At 68.3% G+C, this 7,725-nt stretch carries 6 protein-coding genes; 2 read left to right on the forward strand and 4 right to left on the reverse strand.

From position 1 onward, the window contains the following. Nucleotides 1-139: integrase core domain-containing protein (locus AB4Y72_RS19465; RefSeq protein WP_441424568.1), on the forward strand; the 139-nt coding region annotated here is incomplete at its 5' end. A gap of 14 nt (nt 140-153) precedes the next feature. Here AB4Y72_RS19465 and AB4Y72_RS19470 read toward each other — a convergent pair. The 4 genes from AB4Y72_RS19470 to AB4Y72_RS19485 form a co-directional block, all read right to left on the reverse strand. After that, entirely contained in the window at nt 154-2,667 is a 2,514-nt protein-coding gene (locus tag AB4Y72_RS19470; RefSeq protein ID WP_441427780.1) for a hypothetical protein, read from the reverse strand. A 7-nt stretch (nt 2,668-2,674) separates the two neighbouring features. Then, a complete protein-coding gene (locus AB4Y72_RS19475; protein WP_441427781.1) occupies nt 2,675-3,421 on the reverse strand; it encodes a peptidoglycan-binding protein in 747 nt (248 codons plus the stop codon). Between the two features lie 187 nt (nt 3,422-3,608). After that, nucleotides 3,609-5,825 (reverse strand): S9 family peptidase, encoded by a 2,217-nt coding sequence (locus tag AB4Y72_RS19480; protein WP_441427782.1) that lies wholly within the window; start codon nt 5,823-5,825, stop codon nt 3,609-3,611. A gap of 27 nt (nt 5,826-5,852) precedes the next feature. Beyond that, entirely contained in the window at nt 5,853-6,833 is a 981-nt protein-coding gene (locus AB4Y72_RS19485) for an LCP family protein (protein ID WP_441427783.1), read from the reverse strand. Nucleotides 6,834-7,253: 420 nt separating this feature from the next. On the opposite strand from AB4Y72_RS19485, the gene AB4Y72_RS19490 reads away from it, so the two are divergent. Further along, nucleotides 7,254-7,580, forward strand: coding sequence for a hypothetical protein (locus tag AB4Y72_RS19490; RefSeq protein WP_441427784.1), 327 nt, complete (start codon nt 7,254-7,256; stop codon nt 7,578-7,580). Nucleotides 7,581-7,725: the final 145 nt, after the last annotated feature.

Genomic DNA, 7,725 nt, shown 5'->3' on the forward strand with positions numbered 1-7,725 from the left:
CTACAAGAACGCCTACGACTCCAGCGACCACCGCACACAGGCCCTCACCGGCTGGCTAGACTTCTACAACCACCGCCGCAACCACAGCGCACTCGGAGGACGAGCACCCATCAGCAGATGTAACCAACCTGCTGGCTGAGTACACCTAGGGAGCTAGGGAGCGGGAGGCGCAGTAGGGGTCGGGACGGGTGAGGCCGTGTCCGGCGTGGGAGCCGGCGCGGTCGCCGGTTCCGTACCGGTGCCCGCGGGCTGCCCGGGCTGCCCGGTCTGTACGGGCTCTGGCGGTGCCGGGGCTGGTGCCGTGCCGGCCGGCGTCGTGGCTCCGGTCCCGCTGCTGGCCGGGGGCGGGGCCTGCGTGTTGCCCGGGGTTGCTGCCGGAGACGCCCCCGAGGTTGGTGTGGCGGTCGGCGTCGTGTCCGTGCCGCCGGATCTTGCCGGGGTGGCGCTGGGATCGGCCTTGATGACTGCCATGATCTGTTCCTTGTACGCGCTGAGCCGGCTTTGGATCTCGGAGAGCGGCTGGTTCTTCAGGTCCTTGCCGTAGGCGGTGATCTCCTGCCAGAGTGCGTTGAGCTTGGCCATGCCGTCGCTGCTCAGGGGCCCGTCGAGGGTGAGGACCAGCTGGCTGGCCAGGGCATAGGTGAGGCACCGGACGCAGTTGTAGTTGGCCGCCGCCGAGAGGTTCTCCGGGACGATCACGTTTGTCTGGCCCACGATCAGGACCACCTGGAAGCCAACGGCCACGGCGGCGCAGTCCGCGCAGCTGGCGAAGGCATAGGCCTCGTTCTTGGTGTCCACGGTGCCGCCGTCGTCGGCCCAGACCAGCGCGAAGGCGACGTCGTAGACCACGGACCCGTCAGTGGTGTTGACCGCGAGGGACTGGTTGCCGTCGTCCGCGGGTGCGGCGGGCTTGTCGAAGGGGAAGACCCAGGAAGGGGCACCCGCGGTGCCGGACGTGCCCGCGGTACCGGGCGTGCCCGCGGTGCCGGAGGTGCCCGACTGGCGGGGTACCAGGACCATGCTCAGCTGCGGCTCGTCGCGTGTGGGCATGCGGGCGCCCTCCGGCCACAAGGCAACGGTCTTTCCCGACTGGCCCTCTGCCATCTGGCCGGTGGCGGAGGCCGGGAAGACTGCCCTGGTAGCGTCGGCCAGCGTGCCGCGCTCGTAGGGCTGGACGGGACGGTAGGTCTCGGCGCCGGGCCACCAGGCCCAGGCGAGGCCGGCCGTAACGGCCGCGATCGCAACGATGGCGGTGGCGCGCTGCAGGGTCTTGCCCCGGGTTTTCTGCCACAGCCCGGTGACCAACTGGCGCACCAGGCGCAGGAGGATGTACAAAATCCCCAGCACTGGCAGTGCCAGGCAGGCGATCGCGATCACCCGCACGGCGGCGTCGGCGATGTCCCCGGTGGAGATGCTGTGGGCGAGCATGGCCTGCTGCTTCAGGCCGTTGTCCCAGGCGGTGCCCAGGACGCGCGGAAGGGTGAGCACCATGGTGGCCATGCTGAAGACCAGCAGGGGCACCGTGACCAGCACCCAGACCGTGACCACGGCCCGTGCCCAGGGCTTCAGGAGCAGGGCTTCGGGATCTGTTTTGCGCCACGGCACGAGGGCCAGCAGGGTGGGTTTGATGCGCTGGAACAGGTCCGGGACGCCGGTGGCGTCGGCCAGGATGTGGTAACCGTCAAACCGGACCATCGGCATCAGCTGCCGGACCATCTGCAGGATCTGGGTGACCACCACCAACAGCAGGGCATCGAAGCCCGTGGCCCACCAGATGCCCATGATCGCGACTGCCACAATCGCGTTGAAGTACAGCCCGCCAAGGTCGGTGCGGATGCGGCCGCCCCGCCCGAGCCGGTAGGAATCCGTGACATCCGTGTAGAACGCCGGCCACATCAGGTACAGGCCCGTGCCCATGGCGCCGGGCGTGGCCCCGCCGCGGCGGGCGGCGGCTGCGTGGCCGAACTCATGGAAACCGGCCGAGAATACTGTGACCACCAGGATCAGCAGGACCAGGCCGGGGTTGGCGAAGGCCTCATGCGTGGCCGAGGCCAGCCCCTTGACCATCAGGACCCACCAGCAGGTGGCGAGGAAGGCCGCGGTCACGGCAACCACGATCAGGGGGCTGAAGAGCCGGGCGAACGGCGCCGTGAGCTTGCGGGTGCGTTCCGGGTCGGTCACCGAGTACCGGAAGCGCATGCCCAGCAGCGGGTTGGATTTCTTGACTTCGGGCTGGGAGCCGTCGGCCAGCTGCAGCAACCCCAGTGGCAGAAGCTGTGAGGTGATCAGCGTCTGGACGTTCTCGGCGCTGACCAGCCGGCCGAAGCCTTCACTGGCGCGGCCGGCGATTTCCTCCGGGCCGCGCTGGCCGTCGATCGCCTCGAGGACGAGGTACAGCAGCCGGGTGAGCTGAATGGTCTGGCCGTCGGCGCGGCGCACCAGGGACGGGGCTTCCTTGTAGCCGGAGCCCTTCGCCTCGCCGATCAGTTGGACGCCGGCGGCCCGCACCGGAACCGGCTGCTGGCCGACCGCAACCGACGACGGCGTGCCGGCAACGGACGACGCCGGGCCTGAAGGTCCAGCGGCAGGTCCAGCAGCAGTGCCGCCGGTGGCGGGCAGGACCGGAGGGCCGTCCTGCGCGGACGGCCCTCCGTGCACATTGCTCATCGAGGTGCTACTGCTTCAGGGTGGACTGCTGATCGGCCGAAGACGTGGCATCGCCGTGGATGTCCTGGTTAATGATGGCATCCTGATGGGCCACGGCGAACGCGTTGCTGTCGATGGAGCCGATGTTGGCGCCGACGGCCGCATCGATGGGTGCGGCCACGTTGGCGTTGGCGGCCACCGCACCGTTGATGGGGGCTGCAATGCCCGCATTCGCGTCCAGGTTCACGTTGACGTTGAGCAGGTTGCCGTTGAGGGCGCCGGGGGCACCCGCGCCCGCCGCGCCGAGATCCGGAGTGGTGCCGCCGGGGAGGACGCCGCCGTCGGTGGTACCGGCCGGGACGGTTGCTGCCGGATCCGTGGCCGCGGAAGCCGTGGCGGCCGGATCCGTGGTGGCGGGGTCCGTGGTGGCGGGAGCAGCGTCGGTGCCGGCGCCCTGGTCGATGCCGCTGTCCTGCACGGAATGCGCAGTGGCATCGCCCGTGATGCCCTGGTTGATGAGGGTCCCCTGATCGGCCAGGGCCTGCGATTCGGATCCGAAGGAGAGGACGTTAGCGGACGCGCCGGCGTCGATCGGGGCGGCGACGTTTGCGTTGGCTGCGACGCCGAGGTCGATCGGCGCCGCGGCGCTGATCCCCAGGTTCAGGTCGGCGTTCAGGTCCAGGACGGAGGCAACTTCCTTGTCCGGGAGGGCCGTGCCGCCCTGCGCCATCAGCTCGTCATCAGTCAATGGGGTCATTCCCTGCTCAGCACTCATAACAAACTCCATATCCGGCACGGTGTCTGCTGCCCCCGGTGAGCAGTTTCTCCATCGATGTGCCTAACACGGGGTCAATAGTAAGCATGATGAGCATTAATTGGGTATCGGACACCCCTCGGTTGCTCCGTAACTGCCGCACTGGACGTCCAGAAGGGCGCCTACGGAGCACCCGATGGGGGTGGTCTCACTTCAGCCCGGCTCCCGGCAGCAGCTCGGTGGCGCCGAGTGAATCGGCCACGAACGCGTAGTCCCAGGCCCGCTCGCGCCACTGCACGTACCGGCCGGAGGCTCCGCCGTGGCCACCTTCCATCTCGATCTTCAGGACAATCGGCTCGCTGCCGGTGTTCACTTCGCGCAGCCGCTGCACCCATTTGGCGGGCTCCACGTACAGCACCCGGGTGTCATTGAACGATGTGACCGCGGCGACCTTCGGGTAGGCCGCGGCGCGGACGTTCTCGTAGGGCGTGTACGACTTCATGTAGGCGTACACCTCCGGGTCCGTGATCGGGTTGCCCCACTCCTCCCATTCCAGCGCCGAGAGCGGCAGCTCGGGGTCCAGGATGGTGGTCAGTGCATCCACGAACGGGACGGCCGCAACAATCGCCGCGTACTTTTCCGGGGCGAGGTTGGCGACGGCGCCCATCAGCAGGCCGCCCGCCGAGCCGCCCATCGCCGCGATCCGGGCCCGGTCCACCCAGCCGGAACCGGCGAGCCAGTCGGTGGCCGCGAGGAAATCGGTGAAGGTGTTCTTCTTGTGCAGCTTCTTGCCGTCGTCGTACCAGTGCCGGCCCAGCTCGCCGCCGCCGCGGATGTGCGCGATGACAAACACGATGCCCCGGTCCAGCAGGGACAGCCGGGGGATTCCGAAGCCCGGGTCCATGCTCATTTCGTAGGAGCCATAGCCGTACACCAGGCCGGCCGCCGTCGAATCCCGACGGACGGAGGCGTGCCGGAGGACTGACAGCGGAATCCTGGTCCCGTCCCCGGCGGTGGCCCATTCCCGGGTGGCGACGTAGTCCGACGCCGTGTAGCCGCCCAGCACGGGGCTCTCCTTGCGGAGCAGGAGCTCGCCGGCCGGAAGTTCCGCGGTGGGCAGGACGAAGTCGTAGACCCGGGAGGGCGTGAAGTAGGACGTGTAGCCCATCCGGATGACGGGCGCCTCGTAGTCTGAACCCGCGACGCCGGCCGTGTACAGCTCCTCGTCGAAGGCCGGTTCCACCGCCGCGCCCTGCTCCGGGGTGCCGAGCCCGGCCAGCGGCAGGACCTGGACGCGCTCAATGGTGTCCTTGCGGACGGAGACCACGGCATGGGTGGAGGTCACCCCGGCGCCGTTGACCCTGACCTGGTCGGAGTGGGCGACGACGGTGCTCCAGTGCTGCTCGGCGAGCGGCTTGGCGAGCTCGGCCGGGTCCACGAGCGAGACCATGGAATTGATGGCGTCCTTGTTGTGGGTCAGCAGGATCCGCTCCTGGCCCCGGCCGGCGGCGTCCGGCAGCAGGAACGGTTCGGCCTCATACAGGATGCGCTCGTCGCGGGAGATCACGGTGCGCAGCCCGGCGTCGGGGTCGTCAAAGCGCAGCAGGCGGGTTTCGCTGAACTCGGAGCAGCCGATGCTCAGCACCAGGTGGCGCCGGTCGGCGGAGAGCTCGAAGCCGAGCCACATAGCGACGTCGTCCTCCTGATAGATCACCTCGTCCTCGCCGACGGGGGTGCCGAGTACGTGGGACTTCACCTGGTAGGGCCGCCAGGCATCGTCTACCACGGTGTAGAAGATCCGGCCGCCGTCGGGGGAGAAGGAGATGCCGTAAAAGACGTTCTCAATCACGTCGGGCAGCAGTTCGCCGGTGCGCAGGTCCTTGATGCGCAACGTGAAGCGCTCGTCGCCGGCGTTGTCCACGGCGTAGGCGTAGAGGGTGCCGTCGATGGTCGTGGCGGCCCCGCCGACGGCGAAGAACGGCTGGCCCTCCGCCTCGAGGTTGCCATCGAGCAGGATTTCCTCGCCGGGGATCCCGACGCCCGCCTCGACGGCCGGGGGAGTCCAGTCCGCCACGCGATCTCCGGTGTCCTGGCCGCGGACGCGGCAGTGGATGCCGTACTCCTTGCCCTCCACCGAGCGGGTGTAGTACCACCAGCCGTCCTTGCGGTTGGGGACGGAGAGGTCTGTCTCCTGGGTGCGGCCCTTGATTTCCTGGAAGATGGCCTCGCGCAGCGGCTCCTGGTGCGCGGTCACGGCCTCTTGGTAGGCGTTCTCCGCCTTGAGCAGGTCCACGACCTCCGCGGATTCCTTGTCGCGCAGCCATTCGTAGTTGTCCTCGAACGTGTCGCCGTGGTGGGTGCGAAGGGCGGGGATCTTCTTGGCGGCGGGAGGCTGCGGGGACGGCTGCGCGGGAGTCTGGGTCATGGACCCAATGTACCGAAGAGCGGCGCCTCAATTGCCGTTCTTCAGATTGTTGGCCGCCACGTAGCGGGCGAGGGTTTCCGAGCGCAGCGCGGCGGAGAGCGCGGCGGTCGCGGCAGGATCCTCCAGGACGATCGACTGGCCGTCGCGGCTGAACCCGGTACCGGCTGTCGGAAGCGTGAAGAACACGCCCTGACCGGGGGCAGTTTTGCGGAGGCTAAAGGCGAGGTCCTCCAGCGACGCCAAGGTGAAGCCCGGGTCCAGGGTCACGTGCGGAAGCACGGTTCTGACGAGCTTCCGTGCCGTATCGCGGTTCGCCAGGCCGCCCCCGGCCGCCATCTTGGCCATGACGGCTTTCAGGAAAGTCTGCTGGTTCCGGACTCGTTGGTAGTCGCCATCGGCGAACGCGTGGCGCTCGCGGACAAAGGCCAGAGCCTGGCGCCCGTTGAGCCGGTTGACGCCCGCCGGAAAGTGCACTTTGTCATCCACGGTGCCGGTGAACGCTTGCTTGACGTCGACGTCGACACCGCCGAGCGCGTCTGTCATGGCCGCGAACCCTTCGAAATCCAGCATCACCGCATGGTCGATGTGCGCGCCGAGGAGCGCCTCCACCGTCCGGGTCATGAGGGACAGCCCGCCCAGGGACAGCGCCGAGTTGATCTTTGCCTCGCCGTAGCCGGGGATGTCGACCCACAGGTCGCGCATGATCGAGATGCCGTAGACGCCCCGCCGGTCCGCCGGGAGGTGGATGAAGACCAGGGCGTCTCCGCGCTGGTCCGAGGCTTTGCCGGTGGCCGCCGGCGCCCGCTGGTTGACCCGGCTGTCGCTCCCGATCAGCAAGATGTTCAGGGCGACGGCGGGTGGTTCCGGCGTCGCGGTGGGGCTGGCCGGCGCGGAAGGCACGGCAGCAGGCGCCGGTGCTCCGGCTCCGGCCGGGGCCGGGGTTACCGGCGCGGGCCGGGTGAGAACGTACGCCGCAACCGAGGCTGCGATGGCGAGCACGAGCAGCACTGCCAGGAGGAGGATTGTCCGGCGTCGGCGGCCGTTCTCTGGTGATGAGGCGGGTGTTGAGGCCGGGGGCGGGGGCGCCGCGGAAGCCGCAGCTGCTGGCTCCGGACCGCTCTCCATGCGCGGAGGTTATCACCGCTGCCCGCCGCGGATCATGGGTCCAAGGACCCCAAGTGCGGGCACCGTGCGGAACGGGCGCTGTGCCGCCACCTTTACAGTATGGGGGCCCAATACAGGACACCGGGGCCGGCAATCAACACCTTGGGCCCAACAAAGCGGCAGATAACGTGAGGTTTCCCGGATGTGAAGCCGAGTGTTGCCTGCGTCACACTCCCTGCCTAGGCTGGGGGCGGTCGCAGCGTCGCGGCCAAAACGGTCGCAGCGTCGCGGCCAAGCGTTACATGCACGAACAGGGGGAATCGTTTGAACCACAAACTCCGGGTTCTTGTCAGGCTTGACCTCGATTGCGGGCAGGCGGAAGTAGCAGCACAGGGACATGTGACGGCGAGAAGCCTCCAAGCCCTGTATGTGGTGGTCAAGCGGGCAAACCACCTGAAAGAAGGACTCCACCTGGTGCTGGATGTCAGCCACGCCGTGGTGGAACCCGCGGCCCTTGAGCAGTTGCGGGCGTGCTCAGCCTCCCACCATCTGCCGGCCGCCATTGACCCGCTTCAGGCCGAATGCCAGCTCAGCATCGTGGCGCCGGCGGAAGCGGCGCCGGCTCCCCGGGTCCGGCGGCTCGCGGCCTAGCTGTACTCGGCCAGGACGTTGGTTACATGTTGAAAGGGTGAAGACCTCTTAGGTTGGTGGTTACCACACACACCGAACGACTAAGAGGTCTTCATGGTCCACCGTAATGCCCGCCTGACTCCTACTGGTAGAGGCATCCTTGTCC

The organism is Arthrobacter sp. YAF34, from assembly GCF_052113245.1.
In the GTDB taxonomy this organism is placed as follows: Bacteria; Actinomycetota; Actinomycetes; order Actinomycetales; family Micrococcaceae; genus Arthrobacter.

Bases quoted from the DNA above. Each gene is read 5' to 3' on its own strand.
- AB4Y72_RS19470 (WP_441427780.1), bottom strand. From the start codon at position 2,667: ATGAGCAATGTGCACGGAGGGCCGTCCGCGCAGGACGGCCCTCCGGTC.
- AB4Y72_RS19475 (WP_441427781.1), bottom strand. From the start codon at position 3,421: ATGAGTGCTGAGCAGGGAATGACCCCATTGACTGATGACGAGCTGATG.
- AB4Y72_RS19480 (WP_441427782.1), bottom strand. From the start codon at position 5,825: ATGACCCAGACTCCCGCGCAGCCGTCCCCGCAGCCTCCCGCCGCCAAG.